This is a genomic window from Burkholderia sp. BCC1208 (assembly GCF_902833095.1).
In the GTDB taxonomy this organism is placed as follows: domain Bacteria; phylum Pseudomonadota; class Gammaproteobacteria; order Burkholderiales; family Burkholderiaceae; genus Burkholderia.
On record NZ_CADFDY010000008.1, the window covers coordinates 276,923 to 303,403 of the forward strand.

The following is a 26,481-nucleotide window of genomic DNA, read 5'->3' on the forward strand; positions in this document are numbered from 1 at the left end:
TACGCAGGGCCGCGCGGCGGCCCGGAGGCAATGCTATGTCTTCATCCCTGGCGCTCGTGCGCGACGTGTCTTCCTTCGAGTCCGGCAATGCCGCCGACCTGCGCGCGTCCGCGTCGCTCGACGCGCTCGAGCAGGTCGTCGGCGTGAACCTCGCGCGCTTGCGCGCCGAGCGGCAACTGTCGCTCGATGCGCTCGCGCGGCTGTCCGGCGTGTCGCGCGCGATGCTCGCGCAGATCGAATCGGCGCGCAGCGTGCCGTCGATCAAGGTGCTCTGCAAGATCGCGGCGGCGCTGAAGGTGTCGGTCGCCGCGTTCCTGCGGCGCCATGCGGTGAACGGTTTCGAGCACCTGGCGGCCGAGCGCGCGTCGCGCGTCGTCAGCTCGAACGGCCGCTTCTCGGCACGTGCGCTGTACCCGGAAGGCGAGCCGGCCGCGGCCGAATTCCACGAGCTGCGGATCGCGCCGCTGCATACCGAACCCGGCGCGCGCCGCGCACCCGGCACGACGGTCAACCTCGTCGTCAGCGAAGGCACGCTCGAAGTCAGCGTGCACGACCGCCGCCAGTTGCTCGCGACCGGCGACGCGATCGTGTTCGATGCCGACCAGCCGTACAGCCTGCGCAACCCGGGCGACAGCGAGGCGCGTGCGTTCCGCGTGACCGTGAGCCCCGAGGTGCCGCCGCGCTGGCTCGTGCCCGACGCGGCGCACGCGGCCGCCAACTGATCGCGCGGGCCGCGCGGCGCGACTGCGTTCCCCGACTTTCGCTGGACCGCGGGTCGGTCCGCCGGCCGTTTGGACGACGCCGTTAGACGGGGTCGTCAGTAAGGTTTTACCGGTAGTTCGCTGCGCGTCGCGCGCGGCTGTTGTATGCTTGGCCCGCCGGTGACGGGGCGTTCCCGTCCGGCAATCAGTGCGTCTTCAGGGCGGGGCGAAATTCCCCACCGGCGGTAGGCTGGCGTAAGCCGGCGAGCCCGCGAGCGCCCGCGCATCCGCGCGGGGTCAGCAGATCTGGTCGAATGCCAGAGCCGACGGTTACAGTCCGGATGAGAGAAGATGTGCAGATAGTCATGTCCGTCAGGGCCGCTTCGCGCTGCATGCGAAGCGGGTTGTCGTTCTGTCTGTTTGCAATGCCCTGAAACGTTTTTCGCCCAAATCGTATTTGCGAGGAGCGTTTCACATGTCCTTGATGTCCGTTTCGTCGGCGCCCGCCGACGCCTTTGCCGATCTCCCGTTGCTGGATTCCGAACCGGTGCCGCCGCGCATCGCCGCTGCGCTCGACGCGATGCGCGCCGGCCGCGCGGTCGTGCTGCAGGACGACCACGACCGCGAGAACGAAGCCGACCTGATCGTCGCCGCCGAGCGCATCACGCCCGAGACGATGGCGCTGCTGATCCGCGAGTGCAGCGGCATCGTGTGCCTGTGCCTGACCGACGACACGGTGCGCGCGCTCGAGCTGCCGCCGATGGTGCAGACCAACGAAAGCCGCAACGGCACCGCGTTCACCGTGTCGATCGAGGCGCGCGAAGGCGTGCATACCGGCGTGTCGGCGGCCGATCGCGTGACGACGATCCGCGCGGCGATCGCCGACGGCGCCAGGCCGCACGACATCGTGCGGCCCGGCCACGTGTTTCCGTTGCGTGCGCAACCGGGCGGCGTGCTGGCGCGCCGCGGTCACACCGAAGGCACGGTCGACCTGTCGATCCTCGCGGGCCTGAAGCCGGCCGGCGTGCTGTGCGAGCTGATGAATCCGGACGGCACGATGACGCGCGGCGACGATGTCGAGCGCTTCGCGCAACGGCACGGGCTGCCGATGCTGACGATCGCGGAGCTCGTCGAGTTCCGCGAGGCGCTGGCGGCGGCGCGCGAACGCTGCTGCGAGCCGGCCTGAGCGAGGGAAGGGCGGGCGCGTTCGCGCGCCCGGGGCGCGGCCGGATCGACCCGATCCGGCCCGCATGACAATCAGGACTGCACGTCGCCGAATTCGCCGCGCATGCCGGCTTCGACGAGCGCCGGCAGTTCGTCCATTTTGCGCATGATCCGCGTGATGCCCATCGCGCGCAGCGCATCCGCGTAGTTGTCGGGGATGTGGCTCGCGCCGACGAACGCGATCGTCTTCATCCCGGCCGCCCGCGCGGCATTCAACCCCGAGATGCTGTCCTCGACGACGACGCAGCGCGCCGGCGCGACGCCGAGCGTGTGCGCCGCATGCAGGTAGACGTCCGGGTAGGGCTTCGGCCGCGCGACCTGTTCGGAGCTGAACACGCGCTCGCCGAAGATCTCGGTGAGCGATGCGCGCTTCAGCGAGCTGCGCACGCGCACGAGCCTGCTGTTCGACACGACGGCGGCCGGCAGCGTGACCTTCAGCAGCGCGTCGCGCACGCCGCTGATCGGCGCGAGCGATTGCGCGAGCGCGACTTCGATGTTGTGCTCGATGGTCTCGATGAAGTTGGCGGGCATCTCGACCCCGAAGCGGGATTCGATGCCGGTGAGGAAACGCGACGTCTGCTGGCCGAATGCCGACTTCGCGGCGGCTTCGAAATCGAGGTTGGGGAACGTGGCGGACAGCGTGTCGAGCAGCACGCGGTCGGCGATGACTTCGCTGTCGACGAGCACGCCGTCGCAGTCGCAGATGAGGTGATCGAGCATGGTGATGAAAACGCGGGATATCGGCGACGCCGATCGATTCGCCATCATACGTGCTTTCACGCGCGGGCCGCGCGACGGGGCGGCAAATTTGCCCGATGCGGCCGTGCCGGTGCGGCATGCCGTGCCGGTGTGCCGCCGGGCGCGCGGCGGCGGCCCGCTTGCCCGGATCGCCGCCCCCGTTTGCTGCGTTACAGCTCGATCACGCGCCCCGTTTGCCACGACGTCATCGCGGCTTCGGCCAGTTCGAGCGCGGCGAGCCCGTCGTCGATCGTCGTCCTGACCGGCGTGCCGTCGCGCAGCGCGTCGACGAAATGCGCGATCTCGGCCGCGTACGCATGCCGGTAGCGTTCGAGGAAGAACGGCTCCGGCACGTCCGTCGCGATGCCGCCCGCGAGCCATGCGCTCACCTCGGTCGGCCGCACGTTGCCGGCCTGCAGCATCCCGTGGCTGCCGAGCAGTTCGAAGCGCTGGTCGTAGCCGTAGGCCGCGCGCCGCGACGTGTTGATCTGGCACAGCAATCCGCGTCGCGTGCGAATCGTCACGGCGGTCGAATCGATGTCGCCGGCGTCGCGCACGGCCGGATCGGTCAGGCAACTGCCCGTCGCGTGCAGCGTCTGCGCTTCGTCGCCGAGGATCCAGCGGAACACGTCGAAGTCGTGGATCAGCATGTCCTTGAAAATGCCGCCCGAGCTGCGGATGTAGTCGGCCGGCGGCGCGCCCGGATCGCGGCTCGTGACGACCAGCATTTCCGGCGCGCCGATCTCACCGCGCTCGACGCGTGCCTTCAGCGCCGCGAAGGTCGGGTCGAAGCGGCGCTGGAAGCCGATCATGCAGGTCACGCCGGTGCGCCGCACGACGTCCGCGCACGCACGCGAGCGTTCGACGGTGAGGTCGACCGGCTTCTCGCAGAACACCGCCTTGCCCGCGTTCGCGGCCGCGACGATCAGGTCCGCGTGCGTGTCGGTGCTCGACGCGATCACGACGGCCCGCACCGACGCATCGCCGAGCGCGCGCTCGATGTCGGCGACTTGCGCGCCATGCGTGTGGGCGAGTGCTTCGGCCGACGGCGCGTGCCGGTCGATCACGTACTTCAGTGTCGCGCCCGGATGGCGCGCGAGATTCGCCGCGTGGATCTTGCCGATTCTGCCCGCGCCGAACAAAGCGAATTCGATCATTTCGTCTTCCTCTGGATTCCGTTGTTTTCCCGATGTGCGACCGGTGTGGGCCTGCGCACCGTTACGACCGTCCGCTCAGCGATCCGTCAGCTCGCCGCGCACGTAGTCGATGCTCGCCCGCAGCCGGTCTTCGATGTCGCCGGCTTCGGCGATCTCGCTCGCGAACGGCTCGAACGACAACGCGCTGCGGTAGCCGCGCGCGAGCAGCTCGCGCAGTTGCCGGATGTTGCCGAGCCGGTCGGCGCCGCCGACCAGCACGCGGTGGCCGTCGCGCATCCGGTCGACCGGCAGGTCGGCTTCCTCGACACCCGAGATGTGCACGAGGCCCGTCAGGTTCGGGAAGAAGATGTCTTCGCCGGCGAGGTGATGGTGGAACGTGTCGTGCACGAGCCGGAACACCGGCTCGCCCGCCGCCGCGTAGATGCCCTTCACCGCGTCCGACTTGCGGCGCAGCGCGCATTCCTCGAAACCGAGCGGCTCGATGAAGCCGAGCAGGCCGCGGGCTTGAAGGATCGGCTTCAACGCCTTCAGCGCCGTCACGAGATCCGCATGGCGGGCGTCGGCGCCGCGCGTGTCGCCGCGGCTGTTGGTCGGGCACAGCACCAGCGCACGCGCGCCGCATTGCGCCGCGTAGTCGGCCAGCACGGTCGCCTCGTCCGCGCGTTCGGCGTTCCATTGCTCGAAGCGCTGCAGCGCGTTGATCGTCAGGATCGTCACGCCGCCGGCCTCGGCCGTCGCGCGTACGGCGGCAGCCGGCGTGCCGTCGGCGAGCTCGACGCCATCGAGATCGTTGCGGATCTCGATCGTGTCGACGCCGAGGCGCTGGCACAGCGCGACGTAGCGGTCGAACGGCAAGCGCGGCGCGCTCATCCGGTTCAGCGAAAAGTGGAAGGCTTGCGTCATCGTTCTGTCCTTGGGGCTTGAGTGGGGCGGGGTCCGAATCAGGCGCCGGCGTGCGCGGCGAGTGCCTGCCACGCGTCGCGCAGCCATTGCGCGCACGCGACGTTGTTGTCGAAGATCGAATAGCGTGCGCCGCCGCCGTAGTCGGGAAACGGGATGAACTCGCAACTGATCTGTTCGAGTCGTGGCGGCTGCGCGTGAGCGGGAGCCCGCGCTTGCACTTGCGTCTGCAGCAACTGGCGCAGCGCGGCTTTCCACGGGTCGAGCGCCGCCGCACGCCATTCGCCGTGATAGGCGCCCGGCGCGGGTGCGACGAACGGGTACTGGATGCCGCGGCCGGGCCTGCCGTCCGTGCGGCGCATCCAGCGGTTGTCGGGATTGTTCGGCGTCACGCTGCGCGCATGCGCGTGGCCGACCCAACCGCGCGCGATCCAGTCGGCATAGATCGCGGCGGGAGACGCCGGGTCGAGCATCGCGCGGCCGCCGTCGGCCGATTCGCGCAGGCCCGCTGCGTCGAGTTCGGCGCGATTGCCGATCTTGAACAGCAGGTGCGAATGATCGAGGGTGATCCGGAACGGTGCGCCGGCCTGCTCGACATGCCGCGCGACGCGCGCCACGCGCGCGAAATCCTCGCTCCACATGTCGACGTGCACTTCGAGGCTCGGCAGGCAGTTGACCGGCTCGCCCAATGCGTACGCGCGCAGATAGAAGTCGGCAACTTCGCGGTCCGACAGCGGATGGCCGTCCGCGTGATGCGCGAACAACTGGCAGTTGAGCACCGTGCTGCCGAAGCGCGCGCCTGCCGCGACGATCTCGGCGACATGCGCTTCGTCGCGGCCCGCGTACCAGATGCCGCCGATGACGCGAATGGGCAGCGCGTGGCGGTCGACCAGCGCGAAATAGGGCGACAGGTCTTCGCCGCGCATGGGATTCTTTTCGATGTAATCGAACACGCCGGCGGCGGCGACCCTCCGGAAACGCTCGGCGGGCGAGGGCGGCGGCAGCCCGTCGTGCTCGAGCACGCCGTCGAGGTTCACGCCGATGAGGATCGGTTCAGCCATCGTCTCCTGTCCGTTGTCGTCTATCGATGACTGACCAATGTACGGATGCGTGGCGCGGACTGCATGACAAACGTTGACGAAAAATCGCCAATGGCGTGGTCGATTTTTTCGCCACGCGCACGCGGCCCGCCGGGCGGCGGGATTCACGCCTGCAGGTACGCGCTGGTCCTCACGTTCGCCGGGCAGAACACGCGGAATTCGACCGGGTCGTCCGGCGGCGGCTGTTCGACGATGCCGCACGCATGCAGCACGTGCTGCAGCGCGGAAATCGCCTGCCCGTCGGGATCCTGGTCGATCGCGAGATCCATCGCGCCGGCTTCGATGAAGGTGCGGTGCTGGTCGATCATCTCGTGGCCGATCCACACGACGCGCCCGACCGCGCCGGCCTTGCGCAGCGCCGCTTCGATGCCGGCCGACCCGGCGCCGCTGTTGTAGATCGCGACCACGTCGTCGTGCGCCTGCAGCGCCTTCGACACGACGCGATAGCAGCGGTCGTCCTGGTCGAGCGTCTCGAATGGCGCGTCGTCGCAGCGTAGGGCGGCGAACGCGTCGGCGAGCTGGTCGCGGCAGCCGGCCATCCGGTCGGCGTGCGCGCGGTAGCCCATCCGGCCGCCGAGCAGCAGCACGCGGCCGGGACGCGCCGCGAGGCGGCCGATGTAGTAGCCGGCCGTGCGTCCGGCGCGATAGTTGTCGATGCCGGCAAAGTGCGCACGGTCGATGCCGCCGATGTCGGTGACCATCGTGACGACGGTCTCGCCACGCGCGATCGCGCCGGCCAGCGCGTCGCGCATGCGGGCCGTGTCGTGCGCGGTGACGATCAGCGCCGCGCGCCGGTACGCGGGCCGCTCGATCAGCACGGCGGCGCGCTCGTCGTCGGCGGCGGGCAGGATCGACCGGTGCACGACCACGCGCCGGTCGAGCATCTGCAGCGAGCGCTGCAGCGCCTGCTGCAACCGTCGGAAGAACGGCGCGTCGGTATCCGGCAGCAGCACGTCGACGTGGATCAGCCCATGCCGCGTGTCGGGCAGTTGCCGCGGCACGCCGAGCTGCCGCGCGGCCGCCACCACGCGTTCGCGCGCCTGCGCGGAGACGCTGCCGCGCTCGTTCAGGACGCGGTCGACGGTCGTCGTGCTGACGCCGGCGAGCGCCGCGATCTCGTCGAAGCGCGCGGTGCGCTTGCGCCAGCGCGGCCCGGATTCACCTGCCATGGTCGTCTCCATCGTGAGGGTCGCCATCGATCGCGTGGCGTTGTCGGGAACGCTAAAGCCATGGCGAAATTTCGTCAACGTTTCGATTGAGGCGGGGCGGCCGGTCGCCTAATTTCGGTCTTGTTGCGAAGCGCTTGCCGCGCACGAGAACCCGAGGAGACAGAAGTGGCCCATACCGACGACCCGGCGCGCGAGCGCGCGGCAGCGCGCCGTCAGGAATACCGAATGATCGGCGGCGCCGGCGAGCGCGCGCATGCGGCCGGGCTCGTCAACGCCGCGTGGTACCGGTGCGCGGTGCCGCGGCCGCTGATGAAGCAGCTGATGCAGCGCGGCGATGCGCGTGCGATTCGCGATACGCTGGTCTGGTACGCGGCGATCGCGATCAGCGGCGCGCTCGCGTGGCTGGCGTGGCGTGCGCATTCGGCGTGGGCGATCCCGGCGTTCTTCGTGTACGGCACGCTTTACTGCAGCCCGGCCGATTCGCGCTGGCACGAATGCGGGCACGGCACCGCGTTCCGCACGCGCTGGATGAACGACGCGTTGTATCAGGTCGCGTCGTTCCAGGTGTTCCGCCGCGCGACCGCCTGGCGCTGGAGCCATGCACGCCATCACACCGATACGCTGGTCGTCGGGCGCGATCCGGAAATCGCCGCGCCGAAGCCGACCGACTGGCTCGCGCTCGCGCTGAACGTCGTCGCGCTGAAGCACGTGGCCGGCGAGCTGCGCAAGATGATCGCGGTGTCGGTCACCGGCCGGCTCGACGACGAGGAGCGGACCTACGTGCCCGAATCGGAATGGCCGAAGGTCGTGCGCGAGTCGCGCATCCATCTCGCGATCTACATGCTGGTGACGGGCGCCGCGGTGTACTGGCACACGATCCTGCCGCTGCTCTACATCGGGCTGCCGAGCCTCTACGGCGCGTGGCTGTACCTGTATTTCGGCCTCACGCAGCACGCGGGCATGCCGGAGAACGTGCTCGATCACCGGCGCAACTGCAGGACCGTGATGATGAATCCGGTGTTCCGCTTCCTGTACTGGAACATGAACTATCACGTCGAGCACCACATGTTCCCGATGGTGCCGTTCCATGCGCTGCCGAAGCTGCACGACGCCGTGAAGGCCGACATGCCGCCGCCGTACCGCAGCACGCTGGCGGCCTATGCGGAGATCGTGCCGGCGCTGATTCGGCAGACCCGCGACCCGTCCGATTGCGTCGTGCGGCCGGTGCCCGATGCCGCGCGTGCATGAACGTTGCCGAACATCCAACGAAGGAGACACACACCATGACGCAATGGATCGACACCGGCGCGCTCCACGACATCGATGACGAAGACGTCGCGCGCTTCGATCATGCCGGCCGCACGTACGCGATCTACCGGATCGACGGTGAGGTTTACGCAAGCGACGGCCTGTGCACGCACGAGCAGGTGCATCTCGCGGACGGGCTCGTGATGGATCACGTGATCGAATGCCCGAAGCACAATGGCCGCTTCGACGTGCGCGACGGCCGGCCGCTGTCCGCGCCCGCCTGCGAGAAGCTGCGAACGTACCGCGCGAAGATCGAGGACGGCCGCATCCTGATCGAGGTATGACGCGATGACCAGCGACCGGGTGATGGCGATCGTCGGCGCCGGCCATGCGGGCGGCCGCGCGGCGCAGGTGTTGCGCGCGTCCGGCTGGCGCGGGCGCATCGTGCTGATCGGCGCGGAGCCGCATCCGCCGTACGAGCGGCCGCCGTTGTCGAAGGGCGTGCTGACGGGCGAGCGCGACGCGGCGCAATGCCGGTTGCGCGATGCCGAAGCATGGGCGGCCGATCGTATCGAGCGGATCGTCGCGACCGTCGAGCGCATCGATCCGCCCGCACGCGAAGTGCGCATGTCGGGCGGGCGCGTGCTCGGCTACGACGCGCTGCTGCTGGCCACCGGCGGCCGCGCGCGCCGTCTGGCCGTGCCGGGCGCGGCGCTCGACGGCGTATTCGCGTTGCGCACGCTCGACGACGCGGCCGCGATCGGCGCGCGGCTCGTGCCCGACGCGCGGATCGTGCTGATCGGCGGCGGCTTCATCGGTCTCGAAGTCGCGGCGTCGGCGCGCCAGCGCGGCTGCCGCGTGACCGTGCTCGATGCGGCGCCGCGGCTGCTGGGCCGCGCGGTGCCGCAAGCCATCGCGACGCGCGTGCATGCGCTTCACGACGAGCAGGGCGTGGCGATCCGTTTGAACCGGAAACCGGTTGCGATCGAGCGGACCTCGGGCGGTGCGCTGGCCGTCGTGCTCGACGACGGCGACACGCTGCTCGCCGACACGGTCGTGGCCGGCATCGGCATCGACCCGGCCGACGAGCTGGCGCGCGACGCAGGCCTCGCGGTCGAGCGCGGCATCATCGTGAATGCGCAGCTCGAGACCTCGGCGCGCGGCATTTTCGCGGCCGGCGACGTCGCGGTGTTTCCGAGCGTGTTGTCGGGCCGCCCGCTTCGGCAGGAGACGTGGCACGGCGCCGAGACGCAGGCGCACGTCGCCGCCCGCAACATGCTCGGCGCGGGCGAACCGTATCGCGACACGCCGTGGTTCTGGTCCGATCAATACGATGCGCAGTTGCAGGTGGCCGGCGAGCCGGCGCTCGGCACGCAGTCGGTCGCGCGCGTGCTCGGCGACGATGCGCACATCCATTTCCATTTCGACGCGGCCTCTCGGCTCGTCGCGGCGAGCGGCTTCGGCCGTGCAGCGGGATTCGCGAAGGAAATGCGGGTGGCGAGAATGCTGGTCGAGCGCGGGATCGAGGTGACGCCGGCGGCGGTCGCGGACGTCGGCGTGAAGCTGAAGTCGCTGGTGGCGGCCGTGAACGACCGGTAGAAAAACGCAAGGCAGTGAAGCGCGCGGCAGGGCAGGCCGCGCGCTTCGTTCAAACCGCGATCAGATCGTCGCGTGCAGGTGCAGATACAGGCCGGCTGCCGCCGCGCCGCCGAGCAGCGGGCCGACGACCGGCACCCATGCATAGCGCCAGTCGCTGTCGCGCTTGCCGGGGATCGGCAGCAGCGCGTGCATGATGCGCGGCGACAGGTCGCGCGCGGGGCTCATCGCATAGCCGGTCGGGCCGCCGAGCGAGATGCCGATGCCGAGCACCAGCAGGCCGACGGGCAGCGCGTCGAGTGCGCCGAGGCCGACCTGCGGCGACGCGAGGTACAGCACGCCGAGGATCAGCACGAACGTGCAGATCGCTTCGGTCAGCACGTTGTGCGTGACGCTGCGGATCGCCGGCGCCGTGCAGAACACGGCGAGCTTCAGGTCCGCATCGGCTTCCTTCGCGAAGTGCTGGCGATACGCGAGCCACACGAGCAACGCGCCCGCCATCCCGCCGAGCATCTGCGCGAGCACGTAGCCGCCGACTTTCGACCACGCGAACTTGCCCGCGAGCGCGAGGCTGATCGTGACGATCGGGTTCAGGTGCGCGCCGCTGAACGACGCGGTCACGTAGACGGCGACGAATACCGCCATCGCCCAGCCCATCACGATCACGATCAGGTCCGCACCTTTGCCCTTGGTCTTTGCAAGCAGCACGTTCGCGACCGCGCCGTTGCCGAGCAGCACGAGGATCGCCGTGCCGATGAATTCCGCAATATAAGGTGACATGTTGTCTCTCGTAGATTGCGGCGGACTCGCGCGTCGCGCGGTCCGCCGGTGTTGTTGTATTTCGTTCGAGCGTGTTGCGGTTACTGCGTGTCGTCGGCCCAGGCCTTCGCGGCGCGTACCGCGCGCTGCCAGCCGGCCATGCGCTGCTCGACCTGCTCCTTCGGCATCGACGGCGCGAAGCGGCGATCGAGCTGCCACTGGTTCCGCACTTCGTCGAGGTTCTTCCAGTAGCCGATCGCGAGGCCCGCGAGGTAGGCCGCGCCGAGCGCGGTCGTCTCGGTGATCTGCGGACGCACCGCGTCGACGCCGAGCAGGTCGGCCTGGAACTGCATCAGCAGGTCGTTCGCGCTTGCGCCGCCGTCCACCCGCAGCTCGCCGATGCTGATGCCCGAATCGGCTTCCATCGCGGCCAGCACGTCGAGCGACTGGTATGCGATTGCATCGAGCGCCGCACGGGCGAGATGCGCGGCGCTCGTGCCGCGCGTGACGCCGAACACCGAGCCGCGCGCCCGCGCGTTCCAGTGCGGCGCGCCGAGGCCGGCAAACGCGGGTACGAGGTAGACGCCGTCGGTATGCGGCACGCTGGCCGCGAGCGCCTCGATTTCCGCGGCCGTCTTGATGATGCCGACGCCGTCGCGCAGCCACTGCACGACCGCGCCCGCGATGAAGATGCTGCCTTCGAGCGCGTACTGGACGTCGTCGCCGATTTGCCACGCGATCGTGGTGACGAGGTTGTTCTTCGACTCGATCGGCTTGTCGCCGGTGTTCATCATCAGGAAGCAGCCGGTGCCGTAGGTGTTCTTCACCATGCCCGAGGTCGTGCACATCTGGCCGAACAGCGCAGCGTGCTGGTCGCCGGCGATGCCCGCGAGCGGGATCTTCGACGCGAACACGGTGGTCTTCGTGTGGCCGTAGATCTCCGACGACGCCTTCACTTCCGGCAGCATGCTGCGCGGAATGTCGAGCAGTTCGAGCAGCTCGCTGTCCCACTCGCGCGTATGGATGTTGAACAGCATCGTGCGCGACGCGTTGGTCACGTCGGTCACGTGCAGTTCGTGCTTCGTGAAGTTCCACACGAGCCAGCTGTCGACGGTGCCGAACGCGAGCTTGCCCTGGCGGGCCTTGTCGCGCGCCCCCGGCACGTTGTCGAGGATCCAGCGGATCTTCGTCGCGGAGAAGTACGAGTCGATCGGCAGGCCGGTCTTCGCGCGCACCTTCGCTTCGAGGCCCTGCTTCTTCAGCGAATCGCAGAAGTCGGCCGTGCGGCGATCCTGCCAGACGATCGCGTTGTAGACGGGCTGGCCCGTCTCGCGATCCCAGACGATCGTCGTTTCACGCTGGTTGGTGATGCCGATCGCGGCGATCGACGTGCCGTTCAGGCCCGTGCGCGTGACGGCTTCCGCGGCGACGCCGGCTTGCGTCGACCAGATTTCCTGTGGGTCGTGCTCGACCCAGCCGGGTTGGGGGTAGATCTGTTCGAATTCCTTCTGGGCGATCGATACGATATTGCCCTGGCGATCGAACAGCATCGCGCGGGAACTCGTGGTGCCCTGGTCAAGCGCGAGGATGTACTGGTCCTGCATGTCTCTCATCTCCATCCGTGGATTGGCTTAGTTGTGATGCGCGCCGCATGTGGGCGGCGCGTCGGTGAGTCAACGTCGGTCAGGCAACTGCAACTGCATTCGAATCAGGCGTGCGGCGCATGCGCGGCGGCGAACCATGCGTCGACCGCGGCGGTTACGGCATCGAGCGTGCCGGGCGCGACGTGCAGCCCGAGCTTCGAGCGGCGCCACAGCACGTCCTGCGCGCAGGTCGCCCATTCGGCGTCGCGCAGGTAGCGCAGTTCCGCGTCGTGGATGCCCGGCGCGATTTCGGCGCCCAGATCGGCAAGCGACTTCGCGCCGTCGATCACGCGCTCCGCACGGGTGCCGTACGCGCGCGCATAGCGGCGCGCGAGTGCGGCGGGCAGCCACGGATGGCGTTTCGCGAACGCGCCGGCGAATACGTCGAACTTCGCGTTCGCGATGTCGCCGCCCGGCAGCGCGACGCCGGCCGTCCAGGTCTTCGCGTCGCGGCCGAGCGCGCGGCACAGCATGTCGCCGGCTTCTTCCGCGAGCTTGCGGAACGTGGTGATCTTGCCGCCGAACACCGACAGCAGCGGGGCGCCCGCGCCGTCGTCGAGTTCGAGACGATAGTCGCGCGTCACGGCCGATGCGTTCGTCGCGTTCTCGTCTTCCAGCAGCGGGCGCACGCCCGAATAGGTCCAGTGCACGTCGGCCGGCGAGATCTTGCGCTTGAAGTAGCGGTTGATCGAATCGCACAGGTACTGCGTCTCGTCGCGATCGATCGCGACCTTCGCGGGATCGTTCGTGTATTCGACGTCGGTCGTGCCGATCAGCGTGAAGTCGTGCTCGTACGGAATCGCGAAGATGATCCGCTTGTCCGGGTTCTGGAAGATGTACGCGTGATCGTGATCGAACAGGCGGCGCGTGATGATGTGGCTGCCCTTCACGAGCCGCACGCTGTGATGCGCACCGCGGCCGAGCGCGCCGTGCAGCACTTCGCCGACCCACGGGCCGGCCGCGTTCGCGATCGCGCGCGCATGCACGACGCGGATCGACCCGTCGGCCTGCTGCAGCCGCGCTTCCCATTCTTCGCCGCGGCGTTCGGCGGAAACGAGCTTGGTGCGCGTCAGGATCGCGGCGCCGCGCTCCTTCGCATCCATCGCGTTCAGCACGACGAGGCGGGCGTCGTCGACCCAGCCGTCGGAATACACGAAGCCGCGCTTGATCGAGTCGATCAGCGGCGCGCCGGCCGCATGGCGGCGCATGTCGATGCCGCGCGAGCCGGGCAGCAGTTCGCGTTTCGCGAGGTGATCGTAGAGGAACAGGCCGATGCGGATCAGCCAGGCCGGGCGCAGGTTCGGCATGTGCGGCATCACGAAGCGCAGCGGCCACATGATGTGCGGCGCCGCGCGCAGCAGCGTTTCGCGTTCCTGCAGCGCCTTGCGCACCAGGCCGAATTCGTTGTACTCGAGGTAACGCAGGCCGCCGTGAATCAGCTTCGTGCTGGACGACGACGTGTGCGACGCGAGGTCGTCCTGCTCGCAGAGCATGACCGACAGGCCGCGGCCGGCCGCGTCGCGCGCGATCCCCGCGCCGTTGATGCCGCCGCCGACGACGAGCAGATCGTAGCGATTCGGTTGGGTCACCTGCTGTCCTTATCGTCTGTTGAAATAGGGCGAACATGAAATGTTCGAATTCGAAATTTAACGAACGAAATCGAAAAAGTAAAGTTCGAAAAAGCGGGGCCAGTAGCGCGCGACACGATCCCGGACGATACTGGCGGAATCGACCGTTTCGCGAGGTGAATCATGCGTATTGGGATGTGGGCCGGCGTGTGCGCCGTCCTTCTGGCGGGGTGCGGCGTCGGTACGCCGCCGCTCGCCGGCAACTGGCGGGCGCCGTCGTTCGTCGACCTGCAGACGGCGTGCGGCGGCGCGGCGCGCGACTGGGGCGCGGACGCGCGGCCGGTCTACTCGACGCTGTACGACGCGTACGTCGCGAAACGGTATCGCGGGCTGAGCGAAGCGAACTATTGTGCGTTCGTAAACGAACTTTCGGCCCACTATGTGGCGCCCGACGCGGCGGCGCGCGCCGGCTGGATCGCCTATTTCAACGGGGCGCGCGCGCAGGCCATCAGCTGGCGGGCGGCGGTCGATCCGACGCTGCGCGGCGGCTGAAGCCGGCAGCGGCGAACGGACGGGCGGGAGGCCGGAACGACCGCGCGGCCGGATGCCGGCCGCGCGATCAGGTCAGGAACAGCGGGACTTACGAATAGCGGTACTTGATGGATCGCAGCGCGGCGTCGCCGGTCTCGGTCACGCAGTATTTGCGCCCCGAGCCGAGCCCTTCCAGGCGGACGAGCTGTTGTTCGAGCAGGATGTCCAGTTCATCCCGATCCATATCGCGCTGATCAGGCGCGTCCTTCACAAGCAAGAGCGTGGCGAATTCATGCGGACTCAGCATCGTTCTCTCCATGGCAATCGGACTGCCCGCGCGGCCGGCGCGTACGCCGCCGCGCGATACCCCGCGGGGGTATGGCTTGGGGGGAAAAGCTGCATTCGCCGGCCTGCGATTCGCACCGCCCTGGCACAGGCGGATCGGCGAACGGGCCGGGGAACTGGAGTCTAGTCGAGCGCGCAGGCAACGACAAATCGTGCCCCGTTAATTTTCCGTTTGACAGAAACGCATGCCACAAGCGGTTCGCGCGCGGCGCCAACTTCTTGATTTCACTTGAAGTTTCAGGTGCGGTGCAGCATCGCGAGCGTCATTCCGCGACGTACACCTGGGTGCCGGCGGCGGCCACCGTATCGGCCATGTCGGACGGCAGCGGCTTGTCGGTGAAAAGCGCGTGCACCTGGCTCAGATGGCCTTGGCGCACCAGCGCCGGGCGGCCCACCTTCGAATGGTCGGTCACGAGGTAGACCGTGCGCGCATGCTGCATGATCGCCTCGGCCACGCGCACCTCGCGCGTGTCGAAATCGCGCAGCGTGCCGTCGGCCTCGATCGCCGACGTGCCGATGATCGCGTAGTCGACCTTGAACTGGCGGATGAAGTCGATCGCGAGTTCGCCGACGATGCCCTTGTCCCACGGCCGCACGATGCCGCCCGTGATCAGCACCTCGCAGTCGGGGTAGCCGCTCATCATCGACGCGACGTTCAGGTTGTTCGTGATCACGTGCAGCCCGTGATGGCGGTTCAGCGCGCGCGCGACTTCCTCGGTCGTCGTGCCGAGATTGATGAACAGCGACGCCTGGTCGGGGATGTGCGACGCCGCGAGCGCCGCGATGCGCCGCTTCTCGTCGTGGAACATCCGCTGGCGCGCCGTGTACGACACGTTCTCCGAGCTGGTCGGCAGGCTCGCGCCGCCGTGGTAGCGGCGCAGCAGATTCAGGTCGGCGAGCCAGTTCACGTCGCGGCGGATCGTCTGCGGCGTCACCGCGAAATGCGCGGCGAGATCGTCGACGGTCACGAAGCCGTCGCGCTGCACCCATTCGAGCAGTTCCTGCTGGCGCGCGTTGAGGGTGAGGCGGGGATCTCGGGTCATGGCTCGATGGTCGTGTCGTGAGACGGAGCGGGTATTGTAAGGGCGGCAACGGCGTTCGGCCGGCCTGCCGGACGTCGGCGCGCATGATTCATGCGGAAATTGCATGGATTCATGTGACAAATGAATTTGCGCGATTGCGCCGATCGCGCTGCAATGGCGGATTGCCCGCTCGTGCGGGCGCGTTCATTCGGCTTTCGACGAGGTGGTAGCGATGACTGACTTCAACTGGCACAACCCGTATCCGTCGACCCGCATCCCGGTGTTCGCGCGCAACGTCGTGTCGACGTCGCACCCGCTTGCCGCGCAGGCCGGGCTGCGGATGCTGTGGAAGGGCGGCAACGCGGTGGATGCGGCGCTGGCCGCCGCCGCCGCGATCACGGTCGTCGAGCCCGTGTCGTGCGGGCTCGGCGGCGACGCATTCGCGCTCGTGTGGGACGGCGAGCGGCTGTCCGGGCTGAATGCATCGGGCGTGGCGCCCGCCGCCTGGAACGTCGACTACTTCCGCAAGCGTCACGGCGCGGACGCGCGCGGCATCGCGAACAAGCCGACGCGCGGCTGGGACACCGTCACCGTGCCGGGCGTGATCGCGGGCTGGGAAGCGCTGCACGCGAAGTTCGGTTCGCTGCCGTTCGCGGACCTGCTCGAGCCGGCGATCGAGATCGCGGAGCGCGGCTATTCGGTGCCGCCGATCGTCGCGCACAAGTGGGCGGCGGCCGTTCCCGAACTGCAGGGCCTGCCCGGCTTCGCGGACACCTTCATGCCGCGCGGCCGCGCGCCGCTCGTCGGCGAACGCATGTGCCTGCCCGGTCATGCGCAGACGCTGCGCACGCTCGCGAAGGACGGTGCCCGTGCATTCTACGAAGGCGCGCTCGCCGAGCGTATCGCCGCGTTCGCACGCGAAGGCGGCGGGGCGCTGACCGAAGCCGACCTGCGCGCGTACCGGCCGGAATGGGTCGAGCCGATCGGCAAGCGCTTCGGCCGCCACACGATTCACGAGATCCCGCCGAACGGGCAGGGCATCGCCGCGCTGATCGCGCTCGGCATCGCCGAGTATGCGGGCGTGACCGAATGGCCAGTGGACTCGGTCGATTCGCAGCATCTGCAGATCGAGGCGATGAAGCTCGCGTTCGCGGACGTCTATCGCTACGTCGCCGATCCGCGCGCGATGGACGTCACGCCCGAACAGATGCTCGACGATGCGTATCTCGCCGAACGCGCGAAGCTGATCGATCCTGCACGTGCGACGCACTTCGCCGCCGGCCGCCCGCATTCGGGCGGCACGATCTATCTGTCGGCGGCCGACGAACGCGGAATGATGGTGAGCTTCATCCAGTCGAACTACATGGGCTTCGGTTCCGGGCTCGTCGTGCCCGGCACGGGCATTGCGCTGCAGAACCGCGGGCACGGCTTCTCGATGGACCCGGCTTCGCCGAACGTCGTCGCGGGCGGCAAGCGGCCGTTCCACACGATCATCCCGGCGTTCGTCACCGAGGAAGCCAACGGCCGCACCGAGGCCGTGATGAGCTTCGGCGTGATGGGCGGCGACATGCAGCCGCAGGGCCATCTGCAGACCGTCGTGCGGATGCTCGGTTACGGCCAGCAGCCGCAGGCCGCGTGTTGCGCGCCGCGCTGGAAGGTCAACCGCGACTTCACGCTCGACGTCGAGGCGACGATGAACCGCGCGACGGTCGACGCGCTGGCCGCCCGCGGCCACACGATCAAGTCGGTCGACGATCCTTACATGGATTTCGGTTCGGGGCAGTTCGTCTGGCGCCTCGATCCCGACGATCCGGAGCGCGGCTACGTGGCCGCGAGCGACAGCCGGCGCGACGGGCTGGCGGCCGGTTTCTGACGGATCGCTTCCAGCTTTCCCGGCGGTTTTCCGGCAGTTTCCCTGCATCACGGGCGGCCCTGCGGCCGCCCGTTTTCGTTTGGGCACCGGCGCATACCATCGAATGCGCGCAAGCGGTTTGAAGGTCCCGTCTAACGAACGGCAACGGACGCCGTGGAACTGCGCCTCTCGGGCATGGTCAGTGCTTTGGAGCACGAACATCAAAGTCCGGCTAAGATGCCAGCATGGTTCGGCCGGACCGATTCACTATAAACGCAAGTAAAACGCCGCCTGCGGATCGGCTGGCGCCTGTGCCCCAGGCATGGGCCGGCCTCCGCGCGACGACTGGGAGCGCACCACCATGGACACCAAAACCACGCATGTGATGCCGTGGCGTATCGAGGACATCGACCTGAACCGGATCGATCGTCAGCGTGCCGCCGCGAACGAGGATCTGTTGCTGCTGCTGTGCGCATCGTCGTTCATCGAAAGCGGCTCGGATCTCTATACGAGCAATCTGAGCGAGTTCTTCAACGACGATCCGGAAGTCTCCGCATGGCTCAACAATGCATGGGAGCACGAAGAATTGCAGCACGGCCGCGCGCTGAAGGCGTACATCGCGCACGTGTGGCCCGAGTTCGACTGGGATACCGCGTTCGCGAATTTCTTTGCCGAGTATTCGAAGACCTGCTCGGTCGAGGCCTTCGAAAAAACCCGCGCGCTTGAAATGGTCGCACGCTGCGTCGTCGAGACGGGCACGGCCACGCTCTATCGCGCGATCAACGAATGCTCGGACGAGCCGGTGCTGAAGGAAATCACCGACAACATCCGCACGGACGAAGTGCGCCACTACAAGCACTTCTTCAAGTTCTTCAAGAAGTACAACCAGGTCGAGGGCAACGGCCGGCTCGCGGTGCTCGGGGCACTCGCGCGCCGCGTGATGGAAATCAAGAACGAGGATTCCGAGATCGCGCTGCGCCACGTATTCGCGATCCGCTATCCGGATCGCGTCGGCGACAGCCAATACAACCGCGAGCGCGTCGCACGCATCAGTTCGCTGGTCCGGCGCAACCTGTCGGCCGACATGTGCGTGAAGATGCTGCTCAAGCCGCTCGATCTGCCCGCGAGGATCCAGCCGGGCGTGCACTATCCGCTCACGAAGATCACGCGGCACGTTTTCATGCGCTGATCGCCGCGGCGCGGCCCGTCGCGCGTATGCTGGCGCATCCTCATCCGATCCGCACCCGGGCCACGCCATCATGACCGATCCCCATCGCCACGCGCTCGAGCAATGGACGTTCGACGCGTGGCCGTCCGCCGTCGTGTCGCTGTTCGACGGCACCGCACTCGAGCGTCATGCCGATATCGCCGCGTCGCTGATCGTCGCGACCGACGACGGCCAGTTGCGCACGACGCTGCTCGGCGTCGGCGAGATCTATGCACACGATGCGCGCACGCTGCTGATCGCGCTCTGGCCGCAGTCGCGGGCGGCGCGCGCGATCGCGCAACGGCGCACCGCCGCGTTGACGCTCGTCGCGGACGGTGCGTTCTTTCAGGCACAACTGGAGATGGCGCCGCTCGAAGGAGACTTCGGCGGACTGGCCGGATTCGCCGCGACGATCGCGCACGGCGATGCGCAGCGGGTCGGCTATGCGCGTCTCGCGACAGGCGTCACGTTCACGCTGGAAGGGGAGCGCGCCGCGGTGCTCGCACGCTGGCAGCGCCAGATCGAGCACCTGCGGCGCGCGGCCGCGCGGCTTCAGTGACCGCGCTGGCCGCTGCGCGACGAACGGTTGCGGTTCGCGTGCGCGGCGTTGCCGCTCGCCGGGCGCGCGCCGTTGCCGCCGCCCGCCGGACGTCCGCCGCTATTGCCCGCGGCGCCGCCTTGCGTGCGCGGCTTCGCGGCCTTCTGCGGTGCAGCTTTCGCTTGCGCGGCCTTAGGTTGCGCGTTGCCGTCGCGTTTCGCGGCCGGCTGGCCTGAGCCGCTGCCACGCGGCTGACGATTGCCGCCGCCGCCGCCACCGCCACCACCGCGCGGTTGCTGTTGCCCGCGGCGCTGCTGGATCGGTTCCGGCTTCGCGTTCGGATCGGGTTCGAAGCCCGCGATCACTTCCTGCGGGATCTCGCGCTTGATCAGCCGCTCGATGTCGCGCAGCAGCTGCTTTTCGTCGACGCACACGAGCGACACGGCTTCGCCGGTCGCGCCTGCGCGGCCCGTGCGGCCGATCCGGTGCACGTAATCCTCGGGCACGTTCGGCAGGTCGAAGTTGACGACGTGCGGCAACTGGTCGATGTCGATCCCGCGCGCGGCGATATCGGTCGCGACGAGCACCTGCAGCGTGCTGGTCTTGAACTCGGCCAGCGCGCGCGTACGGGCCGACTGGCTCTTGTTGCCGTGGATCGCCATCGCGCTGATGCCGTCCTTCGTCAGTTGCTCCGCAAGCCGGTTCGCGCCGTGCTTGGTGCGCGTGAACACGAGCACCTGGAACCAGTTGTGTTCGCGGATCAGGTGCGTGAGCAGCTCGCGCTTGCGGTCGCGGTCGACCGGGTGGATCTTCTGCGCGACGCTCTCGGCGGTCGTGTTGCGGCGGGCGACCTCGATCAGCGCGGGCGAGTCGAGCAGGTTGTCGGCAAGCGCCTTGATTTCATCGGAGAAGGTGGCCGAGAACAGCAGGTTCTGGCGCTTCGGCGGCAGCTTCGCGAGCACGCGCTTGATGTCGTGGATGAAGCCCATGTCGAGCATCCGGTCGGCTTCGTCGAGCACGAGGATGTCGAGATTCGACAGGTCGATGGTCTTCTGCTGCATGTGGTCGAGCAGGCGCCCCGGCGTCGCGACGACGATGTCGACGCCGCGCTTGAGCGCATCGATCTGCGGATTGATGCTGACGCCGCCGAACATCACGGTCGAGCGCAGCTTCACGTACTTGCTGTACGCGCGGACGCTTTCCTCGACCTGGGCGGCGAGTTCGCGCGTCGGCGTGAGGATCAGTGCGCGCACCGCGCGCTTCGCGCCACGGTGCTCGGCATAGAACGTGTGCAGGCGTTGCAGGATCGGCAGCGTGAAGCCGGCGGTCTTGCCGGTGCCGGTCTGTGCGCCGGCGAGCAGGTCGCCGCCGCCGAGGACGGCCGGGATCGCCTGCTGCTGGATCGGGGTCGGCGACGTGTAGCCGAGCTCGTTGACCGCCTTGACCAGCGGTTCGGCCAGGCCGAGAGATTCGAAAGACATAGATACCACTCTTGAGTTTTATGATCGGCGATGCGTCGCGCGGCCCGCGCGGCAAACCCGCATCGCAAAACAGCCAAAAAGCAAAAGGGCGCGGCCGCGGTTTCCCGCAGCCGCGCCCCGTGTGTGTGAGCCGCTTCTTAGTCGAGCGGCGCGGAACGCAGATCGCTCACCTGTTGCGGCGAGATCGGCGTACCGTTGTTACCCCAAGACATCCGAATATACGTGACGACCGCCGCTACCTCCTGGTTCGACAGCGACTGTGCGAACGGCGGCATCCCATACGGACGCGGATTCTTGAACGTGCTCGGCGGGTAGCCGCCATTCAGCACCATGCGGATCGGGTTGACGGCCGATTCCATCATGATCGAGTGGTTGCCCGCGAGCGGCGGATAGGCCGGCGGCTTGCCGGCGCCGGTTTCGGCGTGGCAGGTCGCGCAGTTGTCCGCGTAGATCTTCTTGCCCTGGTCGAACAGCGCGTTGCCGAACTGCTTCGACGGCTCGTACTGCATGTTCTTCGGCGCTTCAGCCTTCTGCGGGATCGACTTCAGGTACGTCGACATCGCGCGCGTATCTTCGTCGCTCATGTACTGCAGGCTGTTGTGGACCACGTCCGCCATCGGGCCGAACACTGCGCCCTTGTGCGACACGCCGGCTTGCAGCAGGTCGGACAGCTCCTGCACGTGCCAGTCGCCGAGGCCGAGTTCCTTGTCGTTCGTCAGCGACGGCGCATACCAGTTCTGCAGCGGGATCAGGCCGCCGGCGAACGCCGACGAGCTCACCGGGCCGCCCATCATGTTGATCGACGTGTGGCACATCGAGCAGTGGCCGAGGCCTTCGACGAGATACGCGCCGCGGTTCCATTCGACCGACTTCGTCGGATCCGGCTTGTACTCGCCTTCCTTGAAGAACAGCGTGCGCCAGCCGATCAGCAGGTTGCGGTTGTTGAACGGGAACTTCAGTTCGTGCGGACGGCTCGGCACCGACACCGGCGCCACCGAGCGCAGGTACGCGTAGATCGCGTCCGAATCGGCGCGCGTGACCTTCGTGTAGCTCGCGAACGGGAAGCCCGGGTAGAGCAGGCTGCCGTCCTTCGAGCGACCCGTGTGCATCGCACGGTAGAAGTCGTCCGACGTCCACTTGCCGATACCGTTCTGGTCGTCCGGCGTGATGTTCGGCGTGTACATCGTGCCGAACGGCGTCGCCATCGGCAGGCCGCCCGCGAACGACTTGCCGCCGCGCACGGTGTGGCACGCGATACAGTCGCCGACGCGCGCGAGGTATTCGCCCTTCTTGATCAGCGCGGCCTGATCGGCCGGCGTGGCCGCGACGGCGGCAGCGCCGTGCAGCGTGTCGTTGCCCGGCCACAGGACCGGTACGAGGGCGGCGGCCGCGACGATCGCGACGGCCGAGAGTGCAAACAGGGACTTGCGTTTCATTGTGTCTGTCTCCCTTGCCTTATTGCGGTTCGCTGCCGCAGGCGAGCGGAGTCTTCATCGAACGCGCCGGGGCCGGCACGGGGTTGGCGGGCGCCGGTTGCGCGGCGAGCCATGCGGTCACGGCCGTCACGTCTTCGTCGGAAAGCTTCGCGGCGATGTCGTGCATGCAATCGGGCGCCTTCGCGTGGCGGTTGCCCGAGCGCCATGCGCCGAGCTGCGCGCTCAGGTAATCGGCGTGCAGGCCGACGAGGCCCGGAATCGCCGGCTGCATGCCGGTCAGCCCCGCGCCGTGGCAGGCCACGCAGGCCGGCAGCTTGCGGGACGGGTCGCCCTGCGTGACGAGCTGCTTGCCGCGTGCGAGCGTCGTGGCCGGCAGCGTCGGCTTCGCCGGCGTCGGGTACGGCGGACGTTCGGCCGAGAAGTGCTCGGCGATTTCGCGCAGGTAGTCGTCGTTCAGGTACGTGAGCAGGTAATTCATCGGCGGGTACTTGCGCCGGCCGTCACGGAAGTTGACGAGCTGGTTGTACAGGTACTCGGCCGGCTTGCCGGCAAGACGCGGGAAATAGTCGTTGTCCGTGCCCTGGCCGTGAACGCCGTGGCATGCGGTACAGCCGCGCACGCGCTCGGCCATGGTATCGGGTGCCTTGAGCGGCGCCTGCTGGGCGTGCGCTTGCTCCGTGGGCTTGGTCTGCGCTTGGGCAGCGCTCATAAGGCCCGCGCCGCCGATCATCAGAACGGCGAACAGCGGACGGAAGAGGCGTCTTGAAGACACACGAGACTCCATGTTTATTCGTCGGGGACCTTGTCCGGGCTACGATCGGCTCGGCGCATGGACGGCAGGACAGCCGGGCTGCTGCGACGCGGCATTCTATCATCGATGGGTAATGACGGCTATTTGACGAAAGGACATCGGTTCCTGTCTGTTTGCGACTTGCGACAATTTGACGCGCATTGCGCAACGCTCGAGTGAACCGGCGTGCGCTTTCGCCCTCGAAGACCGTACACTCGCGGGTCGCGCGGCGCCGCCTCCGCCGCAGGTCCAGTCATTTCTCCCGTTTCCGGATTCATCGATGACGTTTCTTACCGTGCCGTTGCCTGCCTCACGCTGTCCGTCCCGTTGCCGCCGCACTGCCGGCCTGCCGCTTGCGGGAGGGAATGCGCGATGAAGTTCGACAGCTTGTGGATCGGTCAGGTCGCGCTCGCGGCGCTGATGGATGCGGCGTTCGCGATGGCGGTCGGCTCGGCGCTGCTCAAGGCGTGGCTCGGCAAGGACGGCGCGCGGCCGGTCGTCGCGCCGTCGCATCCCGCATGGCTGCGTGCGCAACATTCGCTGGTCGCGGCGGCGCTGGCGCTGGTGCTCGCCGATCTCGGCTGGCTCGTCTACGAGGCCGCGACGATGAGCGGTGCGGGGCTCGGCGGCGCGTTCGCCGCGATGCCCGTCATGCTGATGCAGACGCATACGGGATTCGCGTGGAGCGTCGCGTTCGCCGGCGCGGTGGTGCTCGCGTTCGTGGCGCTCGCGAAGCCGGACGGTCCGCTCGCGCATGCGGTGCTGTGGCTCGCGGTGATCGTGGTCGCGGCCGGCAAGGCGTCGCTCGGCCATGCGGCCGATAGCGGCGTGCTGTCCGCGGCGGTCGGCGTGCAGACGCTGCACCTGCTGGCCACTGCCGTCTGGGGCGGCCTCGTGCTCGCGGGTGGGCTCGCGGTGCTGCCGGCGCTGGGTACGTCGGTCGCGCGCGGCGCGCTGATCCGCATCGGCCAGCGCCTGTCGCGTACGTCGATCGCCGCGGTCGTCTTCGTGCTCGGCACCGGCGTGCTCAACGCGATCCGCGGGCTCGGCGGCTCGCTCGCGCCGCTCGACGGCAGCACGTGGGGGCGCGTGTTGCTGCTGAAGCTGCTGCTCGTCGCGCTCGCGCTCGTGCTCGGCGGGCTCAACCGCTTCTCGGCGCTGCCGCGCCTGCGCCGCACCGCGTCGACCGAGGACGCGCACACGTTTCGCAACATCCTGCATCTCGAAGGGATGACGATGATCGGCGTGTTCGTCGCGGCCGCCGTGCTGTCGTTCAGCGTGCCGGGGTTCGCGGCGCTCGGCTGACGGCAGGTTCCGCGCGGCGCAATGCAAGCGCGCAATGCAGGGACGCGAAGGGCGTGCGCCACGCATGGCATGCTCGCCGCGCATGCAAAAACGGCCGCCTGTCAGTTCATCGGGCGGCCGTACTCGAGTCGATGCGGATCGCGCCGGCCGCGGCCGCGCGCGTTGCGCATCGCACTCACCACTCGGCGACGCTGCCGTCCGCGTGGCGCCACACAGGGTTGCGCCAGCGATGGCCCGTCTTCGCCATCTCGCGCACCTTCTCCTCGTTCACGTCGATGCCGAGCCCCGGGCCCTGCGGGATCGCGACGAAGCCGTCTTCGTAGCGGAACACCTCGGGGTTGCGCAGGTAGTCGAGCAGGTCGTTGCCCTGGTTGTAATGGATGCCGAGGCTCTGTTCCTGGATGAATGCGTTGTAGCTGACCGCGTCGAGCTGCAGGCACGCGGCGAGCGCGATGGGTCCGAGCGGGCAGTGCAATGCGAGCGCGACGTCGTAGCTTTCCGCGAGCGTCGCGATCTTGCGGCACTCGGTGATGCCGCCCGCGTGCGACGCGTCCGGCTGAATGATGTCGACGTAGCCGCCCGCGAGGACGTGCTTGAAGTCCCAGCGCGAGTACAGCCGTTCGCCGAGCGCGATCGGCGTGTTGGTCTGGTTGACGATGTCGCGCAGCGCCTCGGCGTTCTCCGACAGCACCGGCTCCTCGATGAACATCAGCTTGTACGGATCGAGTTCCTTCGCCAGCACCTTCGCCATCGGCTTGTGCACGCGGCCGTGGAAGTCGACGCCGATCCCCACGTGCGGGCCGACCGCGTCGCGCACCGCCGCGACGTTGGCGATCACCTGCTCGACCTTGTCGTAGGTGTCGACGATCTGCAGCTCTTCGGAGCCGTTCATCTTCACGGCCTTGAAGCCGCGCTCGACGACCGCGCGCGCATTGTTCGCGACGTCGCTCGGCCGGTCGCCGCCGATCCACGAATACACCTTGATGCGATCGCGCACCTGGCCGCCCAGCAGCGCGTGCACGGGCACGCCGTGATGCTTGCCCTTGATGTCCCACAGCGCCTGGTCGACGCCCGCGATCGCGCTCATCATGATCGGGCCGCCGCGGTAGAAGCCCGCGCGGTACATCACCTGCCAGTGATCCTCGATCAGGAGCGGGTCGCGGCCGACGAGGTAGTCGGCCAGTTCCTGCACGGCGGCCTCGACCGTGTGCGCGCGACCTTCGACGACCGGCTCGCCCCAGCCGATGATGCCCTCGTCGGTTTCGATCTTGAGGAACAGCCAACGGGGCGGGACGACGAACGTTTCGAGGCGGGTGATTTTCATGACGCGAGTCTCCATGATTGACCGGCGCGGCCGTGCCGACGCGGCACACGATCCGTGCTTTCGCGATTATCCTAGCGTAGTCGAATAAAAAATAGTATTAATAGCATTAATGTGCAGATAGTGGGCACCGCACCCGACGGAGAACGATCATTCAACGCGACCTGCATGGACAGACGGCCTTCCGGCTCGCGACGGCGATCCTGCGCGGCGACTATCCGCCCGAATCGCTGTTGCCGAGGGAACCCGACCTGATGGAGATGTACGGCGTGAGCCGCACGGTGATGCGCGAGGCGTTGCGCACGCTGACGTCGAAGGGGCTGGTCGAATCGCGGCCGAAAGTCGGCACGCGCGTACGTCCGCGCCGTGCGTGGAACCTGCTCGATGCCGATCTGCTCGACTGGTATGCGCGCGTCGCGCCGCCCCTCGCGTTCGCGCTCAAGCTGCAGGAGATGCGCGAGATGATCGAGCCGTACGCGGCCGCGCTGGCCGCGCGCACCCATACGCCCGACGCGTTCGACGCGATCGAGGGCGCGGCGCGCGCGATGGCGGCCGCGCGCAACGTCGACGAATGGGTGCGCGCCGACCTGCGCTTTCACCTGAGCGTGCTGGAGGCCGGCGGCAACGAGCTGCTGGTGCCGCTCGGCGCGCTGATCGATCGTACGCTCGAGGCGCAACTGCAGCTGAACGCGCGTCGGGCGGACGTGTACAACGCGTCGCTTGCCGAGCACACGGCCGTCAGCGACGCGATCCGCGTGCGCGACGAGGACGGCGCGCGCCGCGCGATGGCGACGCTGCTCGCGGTGACGCGCGCGCGAATCGAGATGTCGTGACGGGAGCAGGGCGGCCG

Annotated in this window: 25 protein-coding genes and 1 riboswitch; of the genes, 11 read left to right on the top strand and 14 right to left on the bottom strand. The window is 68.3% G+C overall.

The window, feature by feature from the left end:
• Nucleotides 1-35: 35 nt before the first annotated feature.
• Entirely contained in the window at nt 36-722 is a 687-nt protein-coding gene (locus tag HWX09_RS20635) for an XRE family transcriptional regulator (protein WP_027785365.1), read from the top strand.
• Nucleotides 723-909: 187 nt separating this feature from the next.
• Nucleotides 910-1,058: riboswitch (FMN riboswitch) on the top strand.
• Between the two features lie 118 nt (nt 1,059-1,176).
• Nucleotides 1,177-1,887 (top strand): 3,4-dihydroxy-2-butanone-4-phosphate synthase, encoded by a 711-nt coding sequence (ribB, locus tag HWX09_RS20640; protein WP_027785364.1) that lies wholly within the window; start codon nt 1,177-1,179, stop codon nt 1,885-1,887.
• 71 nt (nt 1,888-1,958) lie between these two features.
• Here ribB and HWX09_RS20645 read toward each other — a convergent pair whose 3' ends face one another.
• The 5 genes from HWX09_RS20645 to HWX09_RS20665 all read right to left on the bottom strand — a co-directional run bounded on the left by HWX09_RS20645 (nt 1,959) and on the right by HWX09_RS20665 (nt 6,989).
• Nucleotides 1,959-2,645, bottom strand: coding sequence for an HAD-IA family hydrolase (locus HWX09_RS20645; protein WP_027785363.1), 687 nt, complete (start codon nt 2,643-2,645; stop codon nt 1,959-1,961).
• A 188-nt stretch (nt 2,646-2,833) separates the two neighbouring features.
• Nucleotides 2,834-3,820, bottom strand: coding sequence for an inositol 2-dehydrogenase (gene iolG, locus HWX09_RS20650; protein WP_027785362.1), 987 nt, complete (start codon nt 3,818-3,820; stop codon nt 2,834-2,836).
• 75 nt (nt 3,821-3,895) lie between these two features.
• Nucleotides 3,896-4,723, bottom strand: coding sequence for a TIM barrel protein (locus tag HWX09_RS20655; RefSeq protein ID WP_027785361.1), 828 nt, complete (start codon nt 4,721-4,723; stop codon nt 3,896-3,898).
• A 38-nt stretch (nt 4,724-4,761) separates the two neighbouring features.
• Nucleotides 4,762-5,781: a hypothetical protein gene (locus HWX09_RS20660; RefSeq protein WP_027785360.1), complete on the bottom strand. Its 1,020-nt coding sequence runs from the start codon at nt 5,779-5,781 to the stop codon at nt 4,762-4,764.
• A gap of 143 nt (nt 5,782-5,924) precedes the next feature.
• A complete protein-coding gene (locus HWX09_RS20665) occupies nt 5,925-6,989 on the bottom strand; it encodes a LacI family DNA-binding transcriptional regulator (protein ID WP_027785359.1) in 1,065 nt (354 codons plus the stop codon).
• Between the two features lie 165 nt (nt 6,990-7,154).
• Between HWX09_RS20665 and HWX09_RS20670 the strand changes: the two genes are divergently transcribed.
• Genes HWX09_RS20670 through HWX09_RS20680 form a run of 3 tightly spaced genes read left to right on the top strand, consistent with a single transcriptional unit; the run spans nt 7,155 to nt 9,836 of the window.
• Entirely contained in the window at nt 7,155-8,237 is a 1,083-nt protein-coding gene (locus HWX09_RS20670) for a fatty acid desaturase family protein (protein WP_027785358.1), read from the top strand.
• A 35-nt stretch (nt 8,238-8,272) separates the two neighbouring features.
• The gene (locus tag HWX09_RS20675) at nt 8,273-8,581 is read left to right on the top strand and encodes a non-heme iron oxygenase ferredoxin subunit (protein WP_027785357.1); all 309 of its coding nucleotides are present in this window, start codon (nt 8,273-8,275) and stop codon (nt 8,579-8,581) included.
• Nucleotides 8,582-8,585: 4 nt separating this feature from the next.
• Nucleotides 8,586-9,836 carry an FAD-dependent oxidoreductase gene (locus HWX09_RS20680; protein WP_027785356.1) on the top strand — a complete coding sequence of 417 codons (1,251 nt, stop codon included), beginning with the start codon at nt 8,586-8,588 and terminating at the stop codon, nt 9,834-9,836.
• 60 nt (nt 9,837-9,896) lie between these two features.
• Here the strand turns inward: HWX09_RS20680 and HWX09_RS20685 are convergent, their stop codons facing one another.
• The 3 genes from HWX09_RS20685 to glpD all read right to left on the bottom strand — a co-directional run bounded on the left by HWX09_RS20685 (nt 9,897) and on the right by glpD (nt 13,824).
• Nucleotides 9,897-10,613 carry an MIP/aquaporin family protein gene (locus HWX09_RS20685; RefSeq protein WP_027785355.1) on the bottom strand — a complete coding sequence of 239 codons (717 nt, stop codon included), beginning with the start codon at nt 10,611-10,613 and terminating at the stop codon, nt 9,897-9,899.
• A gap of 80 nt (nt 10,614-10,693) precedes the next feature.
• Nucleotides 10,694-12,196, bottom strand: a complete 1,503-nt coding sequence (gene glpK / locus HWX09_RS20690; RefSeq protein ID WP_027785354.1) for a glycerol kinase GlpK — start codon at nt 12,194-12,196, stop codon at nt 10,694-10,696.
• Between the two features lie 104 nt (nt 12,197-12,300).
• Nucleotides 12,301-13,824, bottom strand: coding sequence for a glycerol-3-phosphate dehydrogenase (glpD, locus tag HWX09_RS20695; protein WP_027785353.1), 1,524 nt, complete (start codon nt 13,822-13,824; stop codon nt 12,301-12,303).
• Between the two features lie 162 nt (nt 13,825-13,986).
• Here glpD and HWX09_RS20700 point away from each other — a divergent pair, with 162 nt between their 5' ends.
• Entirely contained in the window at nt 13,987-14,355 is a 369-nt protein-coding gene (locus HWX09_RS20700) for a hypothetical protein (RefSeq protein WP_027785352.1), read from the top strand.
• 88 nt (nt 14,356-14,443) lie between these two features.
• Here the strand turns inward: HWX09_RS20700 and HWX09_RS20705 are convergent, their stop codons facing one another.
• Together HWX09_RS20705 and HWX09_RS20710 are read right to left on the bottom strand one after the other, a co-directional pair.
• On the bottom strand, nt 14,444-14,641 hold the full coding sequence (locus HWX09_RS20705; RefSeq protein ID WP_006477892.1) for a hypothetical protein: 198 nt from the start codon (nt 14,639-14,641) through the stop codon (nt 14,444-14,446).
• A gap of 301 nt (nt 14,642-14,942) precedes the next feature.
• Nucleotides 14,943-15,722 carry a DeoR/GlpR family DNA-binding transcription regulator gene (locus HWX09_RS20710; protein WP_027785351.1) on the bottom strand — a complete coding sequence of 260 codons (780 nt, stop codon included), beginning with the start codon at nt 15,720-15,722 and terminating at the stop codon, nt 14,943-14,945.
• A 211-nt stretch (nt 15,723-15,933) separates the two neighbouring features.
• Between HWX09_RS20710 and HWX09_RS20715 the strand changes: the two genes are divergently transcribed.
• The 3 genes from HWX09_RS20715 to HWX09_RS20725 all read left to right on the top strand — a co-directional run bounded on the left by HWX09_RS20715 (nt 15,934) and on the right by HWX09_RS20725 (nt 19,319).
• Nucleotides 15,934-17,574: a gamma-glutamyltransferase family protein gene (locus HWX09_RS20715; protein WP_027785350.1), complete on the top strand. Its 1,641-nt coding sequence runs from the start codon at nt 15,934-15,936 to the stop codon at nt 17,572-17,574.
• A 340-nt stretch (nt 17,575-17,914) separates the two neighbouring features.
• Nucleotides 17,915-18,742 carry a ferritin-like domain-containing protein gene (locus HWX09_RS20720; RefSeq protein ID WP_027785349.1) on the top strand — a complete coding sequence of 276 codons (828 nt, stop codon included), beginning with the start codon at nt 17,915-17,917 and terminating at the stop codon, nt 18,740-18,742.
• A 70-nt stretch (nt 18,743-18,812) separates the two neighbouring features.
• Complete coding sequence (locus tag HWX09_RS20725) at nt 18,813-19,319, top strand: hypothetical protein (RefSeq protein WP_027785348.1); 507 nt, start codon at nt 18,813-18,815, stop codon at nt 19,317-19,319.
• On the opposite strand, the gene HWX09_RS20730 is transcribed toward HWX09_RS20725, so the two are convergent.
• The 3 genes from HWX09_RS20730 to HWX09_RS20740 form a co-directional block, all read right to left on the bottom strand.
• The gene (locus HWX09_RS20730) at nt 19,313-20,779 is read right to left on the bottom strand and encodes a DEAD/DEAH box helicase (RefSeq protein ID WP_027785347.1); all 1,467 of its coding nucleotides are present in this window, start codon (nt 20,777-20,779) and stop codon (nt 19,313-19,315) included. The genes HWX09_RS20725 and HWX09_RS20730 overlap by 7 nt on opposite strands.
• Before the next feature lie 137 nt (nt 20,780-20,916).
• A complete protein-coding gene (locus tag HWX09_RS20735) occupies nt 20,917-22,215 on the bottom strand; it encodes a cytochrome c (RefSeq protein ID WP_027785346.1) in 1,299 nt (432 codons plus the stop codon).
• 19 nt (nt 22,216-22,234) lie between these two features.
• Nucleotides 22,235-22,999, bottom strand: a complete 765-nt coding sequence (locus tag HWX09_RS20740; protein WP_027785345.1) for a c-type cytochrome — start codon at nt 22,997-22,999, stop codon at nt 22,235-22,237.
• A 378-nt stretch (nt 23,000-23,377) separates the two neighbouring features.
• Here HWX09_RS20740 and HWX09_RS20745 point away from each other — a divergent pair, with 378 nt between their 5' ends.
• Nucleotides 23,378-24,310 carry a CopD family protein gene (locus HWX09_RS20745; RefSeq protein ID WP_027785344.1) on the top strand — a complete coding sequence of 311 codons (933 nt, stop codon included), beginning with the start codon at nt 23,378-23,380 and terminating at the stop codon, nt 24,308-24,310.
• Between the two features lie 175 nt (nt 24,311-24,485).
• Here the strand turns inward: HWX09_RS20745 and dgoD are convergent, their stop codons facing one another.
• The gene (gene dgoD / locus HWX09_RS20750; RefSeq protein ID WP_027785343.1) at nt 24,486-25,634 is read right to left on the bottom strand and encodes a galactonate dehydratase; all 1,149 of its coding nucleotides are present in this window, start codon (nt 25,632-25,634) and stop codon (nt 24,486-24,488) included.
• A 146-nt stretch (nt 25,635-25,780) separates the two neighbouring features.
• On the opposite strand from dgoD, the gene HWX09_RS20755 reads away from it, so the two are divergent.
• Nucleotides 25,781-26,464: a FadR/GntR family transcriptional regulator gene (locus tag HWX09_RS20755; RefSeq protein ID WP_034185441.1), complete on the top strand. Its 684-nt coding sequence runs from the start codon at nt 25,781-25,783 to the stop codon at nt 26,462-26,464.
• Nucleotides 26,465-26,481: the final 17 nt, after the last annotated feature.